Genomic DNA, 16,578 nt, shown 5'->3' with positions numbered 1-16,578 from the left:
TTTCGTCGGCTCAGGTGCTGCGCTGGGTGGTGGACAGGCCGAGGGCCCTGAGGTCGGGCATGGTGCCCTCCTGCGCGGTGCGCAGCGATGCGACGAGGCTGCCCTGGCCGCCGCCGACGCGGGCGAAGGAGTCCTGCATGACCTTCTGGGTCGCGCTCATCCGCGGACCCCACAGCCACTGCTCGCCGATCTTCTCGGCCTCCTGCTCGAACAGGCGGTAGATGTCCTGTCCGCCGTAGTACGAGGGGTCGAAGGCGTCCCGTCCCACCGAGACGAGGCCGGGTGCGGCCGGGTACTGGCTGCTGGTGCCGCTGGAGAGGCGGGCGCGCAGCGCGTCGGGGTGGGAGACCTGCCACTCGATGAACTCCATGGCTGCCTCGGGGTGCCGGCTGTCCTTGGTGACCGCGAAGGTCGAACCGCCGTGCGTGCCGACGGACGGGCTGCCGGTGTCCCACTGCGGCAGCGGCGCGATCCGCCACCGGCCCTTCTGCCCGGGCCGCGCGTTCATCTGCGCGCCGGCGTCCCACGCGCCGCTGAGCCGGGTGAGGACCAGCCCGTTGCCGATCTGTGCGTCCGACTGCCTGCTCTCGACCGCGTTCATGAAGACGTGGTCCCGGTCGATGAGCCGCTGCCAGTAGTCCGCGACCCGCCGGGACGGCGCGTCGGCGAGGGACACGTTCCAGGCGCCCTTCGAGGTGTCGAACCACTGGGCGCCCGCCTGCCAGGCGTAGCAGGCGAACTGCGTCATCCCGTCGGACGGGAACAGCACCAGCCGCCGGTCCGGTGCCTTGCGGCGCACGGTCGCGGCCTGCTCGGCGAACTCGTCCCAGGTGCGGGCCACCCGGAGCCCGTACCGGTCGAACAGGTCGGCGCGGTAGTGCATGACCATGGGCTCGACGTCCAGCGGCACGGCGAACACGCGGCCCTCGAAGGTGGTCAGCCCGAGCGCCTGCGGCAGCAGCTTGCGGCGCAGCCCGTCGCTCACCAGGTCGGTGATGTCGCGTGCGACTCCGTCGATGGCGTACCCCGGGACCTGCGGATACTCGATCGTGGCGACGTCCGGCGCGTTGCCGGCCCGGGCGGCGTTGCTGAGCTTGGCGTAACCGCCCTGCCCGCCGGAGGGGATCTGCTGGAAGTCGACCTGGATGTTCCGGTGTGTGCGGTTGAACGCGTCGACCACCTCCTGGCTGCCGCGCAGGGCGGACCAGAAGGTGACGCGCGTGGTGGTTCCGGTGCGGGCCGACGATGCGCCGTTCCCCCCGCTGCAGGCGCTCACGGCTCCTGTCAGGGGTACGGCGGCCATCGCGGCGAGCACGGACCGACGGCTCTGTCGTCCGGGCATGGCGCCTCCCGCGGCTCCTGCGTGTCCGCGGGGGTGCGGCCACGACTGTTCGGGACACGGGAATCCTGAACGCCCCGACTCAAACGGTCAAGAGATCGATCAGAAGAAAATTAAACGCTCAAACGCTCACTCGGTCGGTTGCCCGGTCGGCAGCTCGGTCAGCTGCTCGGACAGCTGCTCGGACAGATACTCGGTCGATCCGCGCACCATCAGCCGCGGCAGCAGCTCGACACGCCGGCCCGGCCGGGTCCCGGGCGGCTCGGACAGCCGCTGGAGCAACAGCTCCGCCGCCGTGCGTCCGACCTCTGCCTTCGGCGGCGCGACGGCCGTCAGCGGCGGCGAGCCCAGCCCGGCCACCACGTCGTCGTATGCCACGATCGAGCAGTCCTCCGGCACCCGCACGCCGTCCTCCGCCAGCCGCTGGACGATCATCAGCGCGTCCACGTCGCCGTGCAGCACCATGGCGGTCGCCCCCACCTTGCGCATCAGCGCGGGCAGCTCGGCCGTCTCGTCCGCCGCGTACGGCCCGTCCACCCCGGCCTCGGGCGAGACGAGGGTCCACGCCCACCGCTCCACCAGGGGATGCGCCCCGGCGATCTCGGTGAACGCGGCGCGCAGCGAACGGGCGGTGGGACTGTCGTGCCGCGTGGCGAACACGATGCGCCGGTGGCCGAGGCCCGCCAGGTGCTCCACCGCCAGGTGCGCGCCGTACCAGTGGTCCGAGCACACCGAGTCCAGGGCGTGCAGCGCGCTGCCCCGCCACGGACGGCGCTCCATCAGCACCGTCGGCACCCCGGTTTCGGCGAGCCACTCGTGGTCGGCGGCCTCGTCGGCCCGGCCGCGCCAGCGCGGGGCGATCAGCAGCCCTTGCGCGCCGTCGGCCAGCGCCCGCTCCACCAGGGGCCGTTCGGCGCCGGATGCCTGCGGCGAGAGGTGCAGGGCTATGCGCAGCCCCGACTCCTCCAGGACCGTGCGCGCGCCGTGCAGGGTCTCGGTGAGGTACGAGTGCCGTACCGGAACCACCACCGCCACCCGGTCCCCGGCCGCCCCGCCGGTGTCCGCGGGCGCCTCCTGGTCCGGCAGCGTGGACCGGACGACGCCATGCCCGCGCCGCAGCCTGCCCTCGCGCGTCAGCTCCTCCACGTCCCGGCGCACGGTGACCACCGAGACCTGCAACTCGTCGGCGAGATCACGCACCCGCGCGGTACCGCGCGCCTGCACCGCCGCCAGAATCCGCTGGCGCCTGAGATCGACCGGCTCCCGCATCAGGTCTCCCCACCCGTGAATGTTCGTTTGAGCGATTCTTCGCCATCATAGCGATCGCTCGTGCGGGGTGCCCGTGCGTTCCCCCGGGCCCTAGGGCTCGGGGTCCGCGAGGAGCGGGCCCAGGGGGCCCAGGTCCAGGTTCAGGTCGGCACGGCTCAGGCCGTGCTGGGCGCACAGGTCGTCCATGCGCTCGTCGAGCAGCATGAGCGCCGTGCCGAGCCGGTCCTCCTGCGCCGCGCTGAGGGTGCCCTCGTCGAAGCGGCGCACGGCCTGGCGCTCCATGAGCTGGCGCAGCAGTTCCACGACCGTGAGCACCAGGGCGGCCAGGTCGTTCGTGACCCGCTCGGGGTCCAGGTCGAGGGCGTGCGCCCGTGGCGCGGTCACAGCGGACCGCTGTCCGGCCAGGGAGCGGGCATCCGCTCGTTCACCGACGACAGCAGCGCGTGCAGGGAGATCCGCACCAGCGGCACGTCCGCGATGGCCAGCACCAGGTCGCCGCTGACCACGACCCCGGTCGCGAGCACCCGGTCCAGCAGGTCGACGAGGGGCACCCCGACCGGCGCGTACGGCTCCGGGCCGCCCCACGGTACGGGTGCGGGACCCGGCGTACGGGTGTCCGCGACGGTCATGCGGGGACCTCCTGGCCGGGGTGGGCGTCCGGTTCCTCGTCCCAGCGCGCGAAGGAGTACGGGATCCACGGTCCCGACGCGTCGGCCCGCACGGCCGGATGCCGCCCTTCGGCGGTGAGCCCGGCCAGGGCGCGGGTGAAGGCGGGGCGGTCGGCGTCCTCCACCAGGTAGGCGGCGTTGAGGAGTTGCGGGGTGCGGCGGCCCGTCAGTCGCTCGCTCTGCGGCCGGTGCCGGGTCGCCGCGACGGCGTACCGGCGCAGCTCCGCGTCGACGGCCTCCGCCTCGGCCTGTGCCCTCCCGTGCGCCTGCTGCCGGTCGCGCCGCCGTGCGCTGGCCCGGCTCAGGTAGGCACGCCCACCGGAGCCGGAGCCGGAGCCGGAGCCGGGGCTGGGGCCGGGGCCTGCGGGGGCGTTGGGGAGGTCGTCCGCCGTGCCCTCGGCGGCGTGCACCTTCACCGCCCACTCGGTGCGGTTGCGGAGACGGTCGAGCAGCGTCTCCAGCACCGGCCGCCGGTCGGTGACGGCCCGCACCGCCGACCGGTCGCCCCGGTACAGCGTCGCCATCGGCAGCGGTACGACCGCACCCTGCGCCGCCGCGGCCTCGACGGCCCGGTGGTGGGCGCGGGCGCAGCGTTCCAGGTCGGTGGGCCGGTTGAGGCGTTCCGCCAGGGCCTCCTCGTCGAACAGGGCCGCGGGGACGTCCTGGACGACCAGGCACAGACCGCCGCCCGCATCGAGCACGCGCAGCGGACCGCCCTCCTCGTGACCGGTCGCCGAGGCGAGCGCGGCGGGGTCCGGCGGGGTGCCGGTGACGGCGAACGCGCAGACGATGCCGGGCGCCACCCTCACGTCCGCGCTCACCGGGCGGCTCCCGACGTCTCCTCGACGGCGTCCGCCATGTCGTCCTCCAGAGAGTCGTCCAAGGCGTCGTCCAGGGCGTCGAGCCGGGCCCGCAGGCGCGCGTTCTCCTCGACGAGAGCGTCCCGCGCGGCCCGGGACGACAGGGCCGGGTCGGTCTCCCACCAGTCGATGCCCGCCTTCTTCGCGGTGTCCACCGAGGCGATGAACAGCCGCAGCCGGATGGTGAGCAGTTCGATGTCGAGGAGGTCGATCTTGATGTCGCCGGCGATGACGATGCCCTTGTCGAGGACCCGTTCGAGGAGGTCGGCGAGGCTGCCGGCGGCGGGCGGGTATGCCAGGGTGTCCGGGTCCGCGTACCGGTGGTCGAGGTCGGTCACCGGGCGCTCCACGCCAGGTCAGCGGCGTCGGCGGGCACGGTCGTCGTCCTCTTCCTCGTCCTCTTCGTCCTCTTCGTCTTCGTGCTCACTGTCCTCGTCCTCTTCGTCCTCGTAGTCACCGTCCTCGTCTTCGTCCTCGTCCTCGTCTTCTTTCTCGTCGCCTTCGTACTCGTCCTCTTCGTCGTCGGCGTTCTCCTCCTCCATGGCCTCCTCGTGGGTCCGGACGACCTCGCCGTCACGGATCTCGCCGCGCCAGCCCTCGATCTCCTCCTCGTCCACCAGCGTCACGTGCCGCGCGAAGTGCTTCAGGTCCAGGCGCAGCCGGCGTCCCTGGGCGCGCCAGAGGTTGCCGGTCTTCTCGAAGAAGCCCGCCGGGTAGTACTCGCAGACCACGATCACCCGGGTCAGCCGGGGCGCCAGTTCGTGGAAGGTGACCGAGCCGCGGGTGCTGCCCTTGGCGCCCTCGGAGGTCCACACGATCCGCTCGTCGGGGACCTGCTCCTGGACGGTCGCCGTCCAGCTACGGCTGGACGGGCCGACCTTGAGGTTCCACTTGCTGGTCACCTCGTCCTCGGCGCTGACGCTGCGGACACCCTTGGTGAAGTCGCTGAACTCCTGGAGCTGGGTCCACTGGTCGTAGACGGTGCGCAGGGGGACGCCGATGTCGACGACCTCCATGATGTGCGTGGCCTTGATACTGCCGCTGCCGCTCTTGGCACTGCCGCCGCCCTTGGAGCCGCCGTTGCCGTTACCGCCGCCCTTGCCGTTGCCGCCCTTTCCGCCGCCCTTGCCGTTGCCGCCGTTGCCGTTGCCGTTGCCGTTGCCGTTGCCGTTTGCGGATGCGGTCAGGCGGTCGGTGAGGCCGCCGATCCGTTTCCCCGCCTTGCCGACGAGGCTGTGCCCCGTGGCGGAGAGGTATCCGCCGAGGGCGTCCTTGAGGCCCCCGAGGGGGGACGGTGTGCCCTTGTCCTGCCGGTCGGGGGTCATCCGCGTCCACCTCCGCGCCTGCGCGAACCCGTGGCCGTCTTCGAGGGCACGGTCTTCTTCGCGGTCTTCTTCGCCGGGCTCTTCGCCGTCTTCTTCGCGGGGGGCGCGGCCTTGCGCGGCGGAGCCTTCTTGGCCGTACGCCGACGCGGCGCGGGCGCGGGCTCGCGGTCCTCCTCCTGGTCCTCCTCCTGGTCCTCCTCGTCGTCCTCCTCGTCGGAGTAGGCGTCCTCGTCCTGCGTGTCCTCGTCCGGACCGACCTCCTCGTCGTCCCCCCGGCCCGCGCCGGTGAGCGCGTCGGTACGGTCGCGGAGGGTGTCCGCGAGGCCGGTGAGCCGTCGGTTCGCCGCGGCGGTGGCGGCCGTGCGCCCGGCGGTCAGCAGCTCGCCGCGCAGCTGCTCGGTGAGTTCCCGGATCTGCGGCGCCTGCTGGAGCCCGCCCAGTCCCTGGGACAGCAGGTCGCCCGGTGACAGGCCGATGCGCCGACCCGCGAGGTAGGAGCCGACCGCGAAGGCGAGCTTGCCCTTCTTCGTGCGCCCCAGGAGATATCCGCCTGCCATGGCTGCCGCCAGGGCCGTTTTGTTGTCGCTCATACGTGCCTTCTCTGCGCTCGATCCGTGGTGGTCGTACGGCTCCCCGGGCGGGCCGGGCGGGCCGGGCGTTCGAGGAGGGCGAGCAGCCGCTCCTCCTCCCGTTCGAAGGCCGCCTCGTCGATGGCGCCCTCGTCCAGGGCCCGGTTCAGCGCGGCCAGCCGCGCCTGGACGGCGCGCGGGTCGTAGGCCTGGCGCCGGGCCTCCTGGAGCAGGTGGTCGGCGATCCATGCCGTGCCGCGCACCGGTGCGAGGGGCAGCAGCAGGAGACCGCTCACGATGCCCACCGCGTCACCGCCCGGTCTTCGCGGGACGCGGTTCGACGAAGCTGTAGCAGGGCAGGGGGCCGGTCACGCTGAGGGCCAGCCGGTCCCCGCAGGCACGGGCCCCCGCGTCCACCGCCTCCCGGAAGCGGCGCTCGTCGCCCGCGCGCAGCAGGAACGACGCGCTGAGCACCTGCTCGCCGTCGGTGGTGCCCCCGGTCGTGCGCACCGCCAGCGGCGTCAGACGGTCCAGGATCTCCCGCGCGGCGCGCCGTGCCTCCCGGCGTACGCCGAGGGCGAGCGCCTCTCCCAGCCTGACGTTGGCCTCGTAGTCGGGACGGCGCCGGGTCCTCAGCGCCATGGACCGCAGGCTCTCGTCCCGGCGTACCAGATCGGCGAAGTGGCCCGGCACCACCGTGCCCTTGACGTTGAGTTCGACGCATCCCCGCACCTCGTCGAGCTGCTGCGCCAAGTGGACCGAGTCGGCGCGCAGTTGGGCGAGCAGGGTGTCGGTCCTGGGGCTGAGGACGGCGAACCGCATGGGCAGCAGTGGTCCCTGCGCCGCCAGTTCGTCCAGGACGGCCTGGTGGGCCAGCAGGTCGCGGCGCCGGGGCAGGAGCCGCGCGGGCGCGTCCGACACCGCGGCGCACAGGCCGGAGTCGCTCAGCAGCCGCACCGGGGCGCCGTCGACGCCGGGGGAGCGGGGGGCACGGACCCCGGCGGGCGTGATGCCGTAGACGTAGAGCGACTTCAGCACGGTGCCGGGGGCGGTGGTGGTGACGGGCGCGGTCATGCGTCCTCCCTACGGGTGCGGCGGCGGGGTCGGTCGCGCGGGCGGTCCTCCTGGGCACGGGACCGTGCGGAGGACCGGCCGCGGGGGAGCGCCTCCTCCTCGTCCGTCTCCTCGTCCGGTGTGAGGACGTCCCGCACCTTGTCGGTCAGCGAGCGTGCCGTCCGCTTGGCGCCGGCCTTGCCGACGGACTTGGCGACCGGGCCGCCGAACAGCTCGGGCACGGTCTTGGAGCGCTGGTCGTGCTCCAGGTCCAGGCGGTTGCAGGCCTCGGCGAACCGCAAGTAGGTGTCGACGCTCGCGACCACGATGCGGGCGTCCACCTTGAGGATCTCGATGCCGACCAGGGAGACGCGCACGAAGACGTCGATCACCATGCCGCGGTCGAGGATGAGTTCGAGGACGTCGTAGAGGGTTCCGGCGCGGGGCGCGCAGATGACCTCGTCGTCGTACGTGATCATGCGGTGGTCCTTCCGGGTACGCGCCTCACCGTCGGCTCACTGGTCCTGGGCACCGCGCCGGTAGCGCGCGATCCTGCGGTACTGCACGAGGTCGCCCGAGGGGTCCAGTTCGACCTCGTAGGTGGCGAGCAGACTGGTGGTGTCCGGGATGCGGGCCACTTCCAGCACGTCGACGTTGACGATCCAGCCGTCGTCCTCGCTGCGGCACACCGCGGAGACGCCCTCCAGGCGGTGCCGGATCAGCTCGGACAGGGCGTCCGCGGCACGCCGGGCGGCGGCCCGGGCACCGCGTACGGGGCGCTCGCGCGTGGTCGTGGAGGTCGTGCGGCGCCGTCGCTCGCCAGGCTCTGTCATGCTGCCCACTCTGGCCGCGGGGCACGGCGCGCGCGTGCGGGGTTACCCCATCCGGGGCGGTGCCGGAGCCAGGCGCCGGCCGCGGAGCGGGTGCGTCAGGCGTCCGGCGCGGTGGCGACCGGGCGGCGGCAGTGCAGGAAGAGGTGCGGCTCGGGCCGGGCGTCCGGGTGGGCGGGAGTGAACAGCGTCGCCTCCTCCGCCACCACCTCCAGACCGGCCTCCTCCACCACGGTGGCGAGGGCCTGCGCGGTGAAGCTGGTCACGCGGACCGGCTGTCCCATGAAGACGGCGTCGACGCCCTCCACGTCCAGCGGCACGGTCGCCAGCACCAGGTAACCCCCCGGCTTCAGCACCCGCGCCAGCCGCCCGACCAGCTCCGTCTGCTCCCGCCGGTCCAGCTGGAGCAGCGAGAAGTACACGCAGACGGCGTCGAACGAAGCGTCCTCGAGCGGTACGTCGTCGATGTCGGCGCACCGGAACGTGGCGGCCGGCACCTGTCGGGCCGCCAGCTCGACCATGACCGGCGAGATGTCGACGCCCAATACGTCGTGGCCGGCGGTCGCGAGCGTCTCGGCGGTGGGACGGCCGGTGCCGCTGCCCACGTCCAGCACCCGGCTCCCCGGCGCGAGCCGCCCGAGCAGCCACTCCAGCGAGCGCCGGTGCGTCCTCGACCCGGCGAACGCCTTCTCGTACTCGGCGCCCAGCGCGTCGAACGCGGCGCCGGGGTGCGGCCGTTGCTGGTCGTCGGTCACGACGGGTCCCTTCGGTGCGCTGAGCCGGTGCCGTCGGCATCGTTCCACCGCGACCGAGCCGCCGACAAGGACCCCTTCGGGGGAACGGCCCACCGGCGCGTCGAAAGCGCAGGTCCCGGCCGGGGCGGAGGATCACCACCGCGTCCCCGCGTCGAGTCTGCCCGACCACGCGTATACCCGGCTGCCGCCGCCCGCCGCACCCCGTGAGGCCGGCCCCGGGTGGGCGATCGCGGTGCCGTCCGACGGCGGACGTCCAGAGCGGCCGCCGGTGGATCCCGCGCCCGTGAGGTGAGGGATTCCTGAGAATCCCCGGGACGGTTGAACGCTCCGGCCCCCGACTCCGTATGGAGCCGGGGGCATTCCATGCCCGAGTCCGTCACGACACAGGAGCACGCCTTGGGACACAACAGGCGCAGACGCCCGACCGGGGCGCGGCGCGCGACCTTCGGAGCGGTCGCGCTGATACTGGGGGGCGGCGGCCTGGTGGCCGTGAACGTCTTCGCCTCCGCGACCGAATCCGGCAACACCGCCGTTCCCCTGGGCAGTTCCGGAATCGCGGCCACCGTCGACTGCCCCGACCTGACCGAGCGGCTGACCGCCGTACCGGAACCGGCCAGGCAGCAGGTCGACACCGAACTGGCGCAGCTCGACGCGCAGATCGCCACCGCGTACCGCCAACTCCAGGAATCCGCCCGCACCGCGGACGACGGCACCCTCGACGAGGCCGCCATCCTCGACCCCTTGAAGAAGGACCGGGCGGCGACCATCGAGCGCATCGCCGCCGCCGTCGACAAGGCCGGGGACCGTCCCGAGGGACTGGACACGCTGGCGGAGTGCACGCTGCGCCGCACCGAGGTCGTGCCGGACCAGGCGCAGAGCGGCAGTCCCGACCAGCAGCAGGAGCAGCAGGGCCAGGGAGAAGAACAGGAGCAGGGGCAGGAGCAGGGCCAGGACCAGCAGAACGGCGAGGGCGACGGGGCCGGAAACGGCGGACAGGCGGGCAACGGCCCGGTGGCGGCCGACTACGTCGACATCAAGTCCGTCCAGCCGAACGTGGTGAAGGCGCCCCGCCAGAAGAACGCCTCGAACGGCTCCTTCAGCACCAGCTGCGGTGTCAACGCCGAGGGCCTGTTCAACTCGGACAACCTGATCGCCGCGCCCGGCGTCAGCAACGGCGCCCACCACTTCCACGACTACGTCGGCAACCAGGACAACGACGCCTTCTCCAGCGACGAGGACCTGGCCGCCGCCGACACCAGTTGCGCCGACCAGGGCGACAAGTCCTCCTACTACTGGCCCGTGCTCCGGCTCCAGAACGGCACCGCCGAACAGGACGCCCAGTCACCCGGCGGCGGCATCGAGGGCAACGCCGGCGAGATCGTCACGCCGGCCGAGGTCACGCTCACGTTCGAGGGCCACGAGCGCGGCAAGGTCACGGAGATGCCGCGGCTGCTGCGCATCATCACCGGCGACGCGAAGGCGTTCGTCAACGGCAACGCCAACGCGAACGCCTCCTGGAGCTGCACCGGCTTCGAGGACCGGCAGCTGAAGGACAAGTACCCGCTCTGCCCCTCCGCCAGCGACGTGGTGCGCACCTTCACCTTCCAGAGCTGCTGGGACGGCCGGAACATCGACAGCGCCAACCACCGCACCCACATGGCCTTCGCCACCGCCGACGGCGGCTGCCCGGAGGGCTTCGAGGCCGTTCCGCGGCTGGTCCAGCGGGTCGTGTACGACGTGGACGCGCCCAGCCTCCAGGACGGCGGCCGGACGGTCCCGTTGTTCGCCGTGGACTCCTTCCCGGAGCAGTTGCACAAGCCGGTCACCGACCACAGCGACTTCATCAACGTCTTCGACGAGGACCTGATGCGCGAGATGACCGACTGCATCAACTCCGGCCGCGAGTGCGGTGCGGGCACGCCTCCCCCGGGTTCCGACCCGGGCCAGGGCGAGGACCCGGACGCCTCCGAGGCGCCGGACGACGGCAAGGGCGAGGAGCAGCCGGGCGGCGACGGCGGCGAGCAGACCACCCAGCCCCCGGCCGAGCAGACCGCCACGGCCTCGGCACCCGTGGAATCCGGCCAGGACGGCGGTCAGGACGGCGGTCAGGACGGTCAGGACGGCCGCGACGAGCAGAACGGCGGCGGGAACGACGGGAAGGCCCCCGGGCAGGACGACGGCCAAGGCGACGGCCAGAACCAGGGGCAGAAGCAGGGGCAGAACCAGGGGCAGAACGACGCGGAGCAGTCCGCACCCCCGGCCGGCGGGCAGGACGCCGATGCTTCCGCGAGCGCCGCGCCGAAGGCCGCCACGACACCCGCCGACGCCCCGGACGACGCGAGCAGCGCCGAGGCCGCCCCCGAGGCCACTCAGGGCAACGGCGGCGGATCCGCACCCCAGCCGCAGGCGCAGGGCGGACTCGCCGAGACCGGCTCCGGCCTCGGCCTGTGGCCCGCGGCGGTCGGCGGTGTCCTCTTCGCAGGCGGCTGTGTGCTGCTGATCCGCTCCAGGCGGCGTGTGCTCTGACGCCGACTCCGACATGACGACGGGGGGGCGGGATCTCTTCCCGCCCGCCCGTCGCGCGAACTGGCTCGTTTCGAATGTTGCCAAGGGGTTCACGCGGGCGCAGCCTGGATTCCGCGAGGCATTGGGAGCGCTCCCACTCGTGCGCCGCCCGGTCTCGGCATCTCCGTCGCCCCCCACCCGGAAGAAGGGCACTATGTATTGTCATGATCACGTCACTCCAGTGAGGCGAGTCCGCCGCACCACGACCCTCGTCCTCAGCGCCCTGACCGCGGTCCTCCTCACCCTGATCCCCTGGAGCGGCACCGCCTTCGCCCACGGCTCGGTCGTCGACCCCGCCTCCCGCAACTACGGCTGCTGGGACCGCTGGGGCGACGACTTCCAGAACCCCGCCATGGCGCAGGAAGACCCCATGTGCTGGCAGGCCTGGCAGGACGACCCCAACGCCATGTGGAACTGGAACGGCCTGTACCGCAACGGCTCCGCCGGTGACTTCCAGGCCGTCGTCCCCGACGGTCAGCTGTGCAGCGGGGGCCGGACCGAGAGCGGACGCTACAACTCGCTGGACACCGTGGGCGCGTGGCAGGCCACGGAGGTCACCGACGACTTCACCGTCAAGCTGTACGACCAGGCCAGCCACGGCGCCGACTACTTCCTGGTCTATGTCACCCGGCAGGGCTTCGACCCCACCACGCAGGCCCTGACCTGGGGCGACCTCCAGCAGGTGGCGCGTACGGGCAGCTACGCGCCCAGTCAGAACTACGAGATCCCGGTGAATACGTCGGGTCTGAGCGGCCGGCACGTCGTCTACACGATCTGGCAGGCGTCGCACATGGACCAGACGTACTTCCTCTGCAGTGACGTGGACTTCGGCTGATCGCGCCACCGCCGCCCCCCACCCCCGCCGGGCGCGCGCCGCGTCCGGCGGGGACACCGCGCGCCGCGACGTCCCGCGCAGTACTCCGCGGCCGTCCCGGAGTGCGGTATACGTCCCTGCATGGACTACTACGACCTCGGCGTCCACGGCCGACCCGTGACCACCTCGTCGCCCGAGGCCCAGCGGTGGTTCGACCGCGGGCTGGTGTGGACGTACGCCTTCCACCACGAGGAGGCCGTCGCGTGCTTCGAGGCCGCCGCCGCGGCCGACCCGGACTGCGCCATGGCCCACTGGGGCATCGCCTACGCCCTCGGCCCCAACTACAACAAGCCCTGGGAGGCCTTCGACGCCGAGGAGCTGACCCGGAACGTCGACCGCGCCCACACCGCCGTCGAACTCGCCCACGACAAGGCGGCCCGGGCCACCCCGGTCGAACGCGCCCTCATCGGCGCCCTGCGCGCCCGCTACCCGCAGGCGCGCGCCGTCGAGGACTGCTCGGTCTGGAACGCGCCGTACGCCGACAGCATGCGCGCCGTCCACGCCCTCGCCCCGGACGACCTCGACGTCGCCACCCTCTACGCCGACGCCCTGATGAACCTGACGCCCTGGCAGCTGTGGGACCTGCGCACGGGGCTGCCCGCCGAGGGGGCCCGCACCCTGGCGGCGAAGGAGGTCCTCGACCGGGCCCTGGCCGCCGACGGGGGACTCGAACACCCCGGCGTCCTGCACCTCTACATCCACCTGATGGAGATGTCACCGACCCCCGAGGCGGCCCTCACCGTCGCCGACCGGCTGCGCGGCCTGGTCCCCGACGCGGGACACCTCCTCCACATGCCGTCGCACCTCGAAGTGCTGTGCGGCGACTACCGGCGCGTGGTGTCGGACAACAGCGCCGCGGTCGCCGCCGACGAGAAGTACCGCGCGCGGGCCGGGGCGATGAACTTCTACACCCTCTACCGGACGCACAACTACCACTTCAGGATCTACGGCGCGATGTTCCTGGGCCGGTACGACGTCGCCCTCGGCACCGCCGCCCAACTCGAGGCGTCCGTTCCCGAGGAACTGCTGCACGTGCAGAGCCCGCCCATGGCCGACTGGCTGGAGGGCTTCCTGGCCATGCGGGTGCACGTCCTGATCCGCTTCGGCCGCTGGGCCGACATCCTCGCCCTGCCGCTGCCCGCCGATCCGCGCCTGTACTGCGTGACCACCGCGATGCTGCACTACGCCCGGGGCGTCGCCCTCTCGGCCACCGGCCGGGTCGCCGAGGCGGAGGCCGAACGCGTCCTGTTCCGCGACGCGGTCGCCCGGGTGCCGGACACCCGCATGCTGTTCAACAACACCTGCGCCGACATCCTCGCCGTCGCCTCGGCCATGCTCGACGGCGAACTGGAGTACCGCAAGGGCGACCACGCCACCGCCTTCGCCGCCCTGGAACGCGCGATCGGCCTGGACGACAACCTCCCCTACGACGAGCCGTGGGGCTGGATGCAGCCCACCCGGCACGCCTACGGCGCCCTGCTCCTGGAACAGGGCCGGGTCGCCGAGGCCGAGGCGGTCTACCGGGCCGACCTGGGTCTCGACGACACCCTGCCCCGCGCCCTCCAGCACCCGGGCAACGTCTGGGCGCTGCACGGACTCCACGAGTGCCTGGTGCGGCTGGACCGGGCGGGGGAGGCGCGGATCGTGGCGCAGCAGCTGAGGCTCGCCGCCGCGCTGGCGGACGTACCGGTCGAGGCGTCCTGCTTCTGCCGCCTCGACACCGCGCCGGCCCCCGGTGGGACGGGCGGCTGCTGCGCCACGGACCGGTGACCGTCCTGGACCGGGTCAGATGTTGACCCCGAAGTCCGCGGCGATGCCCGCGAGACCGGAGGCGTAACCCTGCCCGACCGCCCGGAACTTCGTCCAGGAGCAGCGCCGAGGCGTCGAGGTCGTAGTCGGTGCCGGTCGTGGTGCGCACGTCCCAGCCCAGACTGACCAGCACGGCGGTCAGGCTACGACACTGTAGAAATAGCCCTCAATACGATGGCCTTCGCACAGAGCGCAAAGAGCGCACAGCGGCGGAAGGAGGCGGGGCGTGACGGATCACCGGCGGTCGCGGCGACGGGGCCAGGGCGAGCTGGAGGCACTGGTGCTGACGGCGCTGCGCGAGGCGGACGGCCCCGCGACGGCCGGCTGGGTGCAGGAGCGCCTGGGCGGCGACCTCGCCTACACCACGGTGATCACGATCCTGACCCGGCTCCTGGAGAAGGGCGCCGTCAGCCGCGAGCGGGCGGGCCGCTCCTTCGCCTGGACGCCCGCGGACCAGGCCGGTCTGGCCGCGCGCAGGATGCGCAAGGTCCTGGACGCCGAGAGCGACCGGGAAGCGGTGCTGGCCAGCTTCGTCACCGGCCTCGACCCGGACGACGAGCGGCTGCTGCGCGACCTGCTCGGGCACGCGCGCGACGCGGAGGACGGCTGACACCGCCATGGGGGTCTTCGTCTTCCTGCCGCTGGTCCTGCCGCTGACGGCATGGCCCGTCGCCCGGCTGGCCGAGCAGCGTCTGCACCCGCGCACCGCGACCAGGCTGCTCACCGCCGTCGCCGCCGTCATGGCCCTGTGCAGCACCGTGTGCCTGGCGCTGGTGATGGTGGTCGGCACCGCGCAACTGCCCGGCAACCCGCTGCCCGACGGCTGGTCGGACCCCGAGGTGCGGGCGGCGGTGCCCTACGACGAGGTCGTCGGCAAGGCGGCGATTCCCGCACTGTGCGCCGTGCTCCTGACCTCGGCCCGAGCCCTGTGGCGGCACGGCCGGGTACGCCGCCGGGCCCACCGCGCCCTCGCCGGACTGCGGGACACCGGCGTGGCCGTACTGCCGGACGACGTGCCCTACGCGTACGCGCTGCCCGGCGGACGCCGGGACCGGGTGGTGGTCACCACCGCGCTGCTCGACTGCCTCGAACCGACCGAGCGGCGCGCGCTGTTCGCCCACGAGCGGGCCCACCTCGCCGCCCGCCACCACCGCTTCCTGCTGGCCGTCCGGCTCGCCGCGCTGGCCAACCCGTTCCTGCGCCCCCTGCGGACCGCCGTCTCCTGCACGGCCGAACGCTGGGCGGACGAGGCGGCCGCGAAGGTGGTCGGCGACCGTCGCGCCGTGGCGACCGCGATCGGCAAGGCGGCCCTCGTCTCCCGGGGCACCCCGGTCGCGACCCTGGCCGGCCTCGCGGCGCCCGGCCCGGTGCCGCGCCGGGTGGCGGCCCTGCTGGGCCCCGCGCCCGCCGTCCGCACCTGGCCCTCGGTGTTCACCTCGGTGGGACTGGCCGCGTGGGCGGCGGCCGCCGGAACGGCCGTGTCGGCGATGTCGTCGGCGAACGCCACCGTCACGATGTTCGTCATCCTGCGGGCCGCGACCCCGCTCTGAGCCCCGTCATGTTGACGGCTTCTTCCGGGGAAAGTCCCTGGTCACAGAAGTGCCCGAGAAACTTCCTCACTCGATCGGGTGATCGGCCAATCCGGAACCCGGCCGGCTCCGGATTCCCCGTGTGAGGGAAGAACCGAGACCACACCGACAGCGGACCGCCCGCCTGCGCTCCCTGCCTGCCATACGCAGGGCGGCTCGGCCCCCACACGCGCACCCCGGACCAACGGTCCGGCGTCCGGCCCCGGATCCGGGTCGGCCCGCCACCGCATAGGGGGGGACCGCCCGCCGGGCGGACCACTCACCAGGCGGACCACCGCTTCACCTTGACGAGCACCACTCTTCGCACCAGCGCAGTCTCAGTGCTGCCATTTTCCAGGGAGATTCCATGAACGCCCGTATCCGTCGCTCCGCCGTCGCCATCGTCGCTGCCGCCGTCCTGCCCCTGTCGCTGGCCGCCTGTTCCGACGACAGCGACAGCGGCTCCTCGGATTCCGCGCAGGCCGAGTCCTCGGCCCCCGCGGCCACCGACGAGCAGTCCGAGGACACCTCCGGCGACATGGCCGGCGCCGACAAGCCGTTCGGCCCGGCCTGCTCCACCGTGCCGAAGGACGGCGCCGGTTCGTTCGACGGCATGGCGAAGGACCCGGTCGCCACCGCCGCCTCGAACAACCCGGCCCTGTCCACGCTGGTGTCGGCGGTGAAGAAGGCCGGTCTGGTCGACACCCTCAACAACGCCGAGAACATCACGGTGTTCGCGCCGACCAACGACGCCTTCGCCAAGATCCCGAAGGCCGACCTGGACAAGGTCCTCAACGACAAGGCGATGCTCACCGACATCCTGACCTACCACGTCGTGGGCCAGAAGCTCGCGCCCAAGGACCTGGAGAACGGCTCCTTCGACACCCTGCAGAAGTCCAAGCTCACCACCTCGGGCTCGGACGAGGCCTACAAGGTCAACGACTCCGCCAACGTCGTCTGCGGCAACGTCAAGACCGCCAACGCCAACGTCTACATCATCGACAGCGTCCTGATGCCCAAGAGCTGACGCGGTCGGGCACGTCGGCGGCCGGGGGGGGGGTGGGGAGGAACCCCCCCCCCCCCCGCGAGTGACC

Annotated in this window: 19 protein-coding genes and 2 pseudogenes; 6 read left to right on the top strand and 15 right to left on the bottom strand. The window is 72.8% G+C overall.

The genetic code is table 11. The annotated features are described in order from the left end of the window. Window positions 1-10 precede the first annotated feature (10 nt). The 13 genes from ACFWR9_RS21650 to ACFWR9_RS21590 form a co-directional block, all read right to left on the bottom strand. Entirely contained in the window at window positions 11-1,342 is a 1,332-nt protein-coding gene (locus tag ACFWR9_RS21650) for an ABC transporter substrate-binding protein (protein ID WP_383844633.1), read from the bottom strand. Window positions 1,343-1,468: 126 nt separating this feature from the next. Beyond that, complete coding sequence (locus tag ACFWR9_RS21645) at window positions 1,469-2,608, bottom strand: substrate-binding domain-containing protein (protein ID WP_383844630.1); 1,140 nt, start codon at window positions 2,606-2,608, stop codon at window positions 1,469-1,471. A gap of 90 nt (window positions 2,609-2,698) precedes the next feature. Continuing rightward, complete coding sequence (locus tag ACFWR9_RS21640) at window positions 2,699-2,992, bottom strand: gas vesicle protein K (protein WP_383844627.1); 294 nt, start codon at window positions 2,990-2,992, stop codon at window positions 2,699-2,701. After that, on the bottom strand, window positions 2,989-3,237 hold the full coding sequence (locus ACFWR9_RS21635) for a gas vesicle protein (RefSeq protein WP_383844624.1): 249 nt from the start codon (window positions 3,235-3,237) through the stop codon (window positions 2,989-2,991). The genes ACFWR9_RS21640 and ACFWR9_RS21635 overlap by 4 nt, the downstream gene beginning before the upstream one ends. Beyond that, entirely contained in the window at window positions 3,234-4,097 is an 864-nt protein-coding gene (locus ACFWR9_RS21630; RefSeq protein ID WP_383844621.1) for a GvpL/GvpF family gas vesicle protein, read from the bottom strand. The genes ACFWR9_RS21635 and ACFWR9_RS21630 overlap by 4 nt, the downstream gene beginning before the upstream one ends. Further along, window positions 4,094-4,474 (bottom strand): gas vesicle protein, encoded by a 381-nt coding sequence (locus ACFWR9_RS21625; protein WP_383844618.1) that lies wholly within the window; start codon window positions 4,472-4,474, stop codon window positions 4,094-4,096. The genes ACFWR9_RS21630 and ACFWR9_RS21625 overlap by 4 nt, the downstream gene beginning before the upstream one ends. Window positions 4,475-4,492: 18 nt before the next feature. Further along, window positions 4,493-5,461 carry an SRPBCC family protein gene (locus ACFWR9_RS21620; protein WP_383844615.1) on the bottom strand — a complete coding sequence of 323 codons (969 nt, stop codon included), beginning with the start codon at window positions 5,459-5,461 and terminating at the stop codon, window positions 4,493-4,495. Next, on the bottom strand, window positions 5,458-6,051 hold the full coding sequence (locus ACFWR9_RS21615; RefSeq protein WP_383844612.1) for a hypothetical protein: 594 nt from the start codon (window positions 6,049-6,051) through the stop codon (window positions 5,458-5,460). The genes ACFWR9_RS21620 and ACFWR9_RS21615 overlap by 4 nt, the downstream gene beginning before the upstream one ends. Further along, window positions 6,048-6,335, bottom strand: a complete 288-nt coding sequence (locus ACFWR9_RS21610) for a gas vesicle protein GvpG (RefSeq protein ID WP_383844609.1) — start codon at window positions 6,333-6,335, stop codon at window positions 6,048-6,050. The genes ACFWR9_RS21615 and ACFWR9_RS21610 overlap by 4 nt, the downstream gene beginning before the upstream one ends. 4 nt (window positions 6,336-6,339) lie before the next feature. Next, complete coding sequence (locus ACFWR9_RS21605) at window positions 6,340-7,104, bottom strand: GvpL/GvpF family gas vesicle protein (RefSeq protein WP_383844606.1); 765 nt, start codon at window positions 7,102-7,104, stop codon at window positions 6,340-6,342. Then, window positions 7,101-7,562, bottom strand: a complete 462-nt coding sequence (locus ACFWR9_RS21600; protein WP_383844603.1) for a gas vesicle structural protein GvpA — start codon at window positions 7,560-7,562, stop codon at window positions 7,101-7,103. Before ACFWR9_RS21600 ends, ACFWR9_RS21605 begins: the two co-directional genes overlap by 4 nt. Window positions 7,563-7,598: 36 nt before the next feature. Beyond that, entirely contained in the window at window positions 7,599-7,916 is a 318-nt protein-coding gene (locus tag ACFWR9_RS21595) for a gas vesicle protein (protein WP_383844600.1), read from the bottom strand. A gap of 95 nt (window positions 7,917-8,011) precedes the next feature. Then, window positions 8,012-8,668 carry a class I SAM-dependent methyltransferase gene (locus ACFWR9_RS21590; protein ID WP_383844596.1) on the bottom strand — a complete coding sequence of 219 codons (657 nt, stop codon included), beginning with the start codon at window positions 8,666-8,668 and terminating at the stop codon, window positions 8,012-8,014. Between the two features lie 363 nt (window positions 8,669-9,031). Between ACFWR9_RS21590 and ACFWR9_RS21585 the strand changes: the two genes are divergently transcribed. From ACFWR9_RS21585 to ACFWR9_RS21575, 3 genes are all read left to right on the top strand, one after another. Beyond that, window positions 9,032-11,194, top strand: a complete 2,163-nt coding sequence (locus ACFWR9_RS21585; protein WP_383844593.1) for a DUF1996 domain-containing protein — start codon at window positions 9,032-9,034, stop codon at window positions 11,192-11,194. Window positions 11,195-11,387: 193 nt separating this feature from the next. Beyond that, entirely contained in the window at window positions 11,388-12,068 is a 681-nt protein-coding gene (locus ACFWR9_RS21580; RefSeq protein ID WP_383844590.1) for a lytic polysaccharide monooxygenase, read from the top strand. Window positions 12,069-12,188: 120 nt separating this feature from the next. Then, window positions 12,189-13,877: a hypothetical protein gene (locus ACFWR9_RS21575; protein ID WP_383844588.1), complete on the top strand. Its 1,689-nt coding sequence runs from the start codon at window positions 12,189-12,191 to the stop codon at window positions 13,875-13,877. 15 nt (window positions 13,878-13,892) lie between these two features. Here ACFWR9_RS21575 and ACFWR9_RS21570 read toward each other — a convergent pair. Together ACFWR9_RS21570 and ACFWR9_RS21565 are read right to left on the bottom strand one after the other, a co-directional pair. Continuing rightward, window positions 13,893-13,985, bottom strand: a pseudogene (locus tag ACFWR9_RS21570) (chemical-damaging agent resistance protein C); the annotation flags it as partial. Further along, window positions 13,969-14,058 (bottom strand): annotated as a pseudogene (locus ACFWR9_RS21565) (TerD family protein); the annotation flags it as partial. The pseudogenes ACFWR9_RS21565 and ACFWR9_RS21570, both read right to left, overlap by 17 nt. 84 nt (window positions 14,059-14,142) lie before the next feature. On the opposite strand from ACFWR9_RS21565, the gene ACFWR9_RS21560 reads away from it, so the two are divergent. The 3 genes from ACFWR9_RS21560 to ACFWR9_RS21550 all read left to right on the top strand — a co-directional run bounded on the left by ACFWR9_RS21560 (window position 14,143) and on the right by ACFWR9_RS21550 (window position 16,511). Beyond that, complete coding sequence (locus tag ACFWR9_RS21560; protein ID WP_383844585.1) at window positions 14,143-14,526, top strand: BlaI/MecI/CopY family transcriptional regulator; 384 nt, start codon at window positions 14,143-14,145, stop codon at window positions 14,524-14,526. A gap of 7 nt (window positions 14,527-14,533) precedes the next feature. Next, on the top strand, window positions 14,534-15,466 hold the full coding sequence (locus ACFWR9_RS21555; RefSeq protein ID WP_383844582.1) for a M56 family metallopeptidase: 933 nt from the start codon (window positions 14,534-14,536) through the stop codon (window positions 15,464-15,466). A gap of 385 nt (window positions 15,467-15,851) precedes the next feature. Next, on the top strand, window positions 15,852-16,511 hold the full coding sequence (locus tag ACFWR9_RS21550) for a fasciclin domain-containing protein (RefSeq protein WP_383844579.1): 660 nt from the start codon (window positions 15,852-15,854) through the stop codon (window positions 16,509-16,511). Window positions 16,512-16,578 lie beyond the last annotated feature (67 nt).

The sequence above is a fragment of the Streptomyces sp. NPDC058534 genome, from assembly GCF_042717365.1.
GTDB lineage: Bacteria > Actinomycetota > Actinomycetes > Streptomycetales > Streptomycetaceae > Streptomyces.
This window is presented reverse-complemented; position numbering and strand designations above follow the sequence as displayed.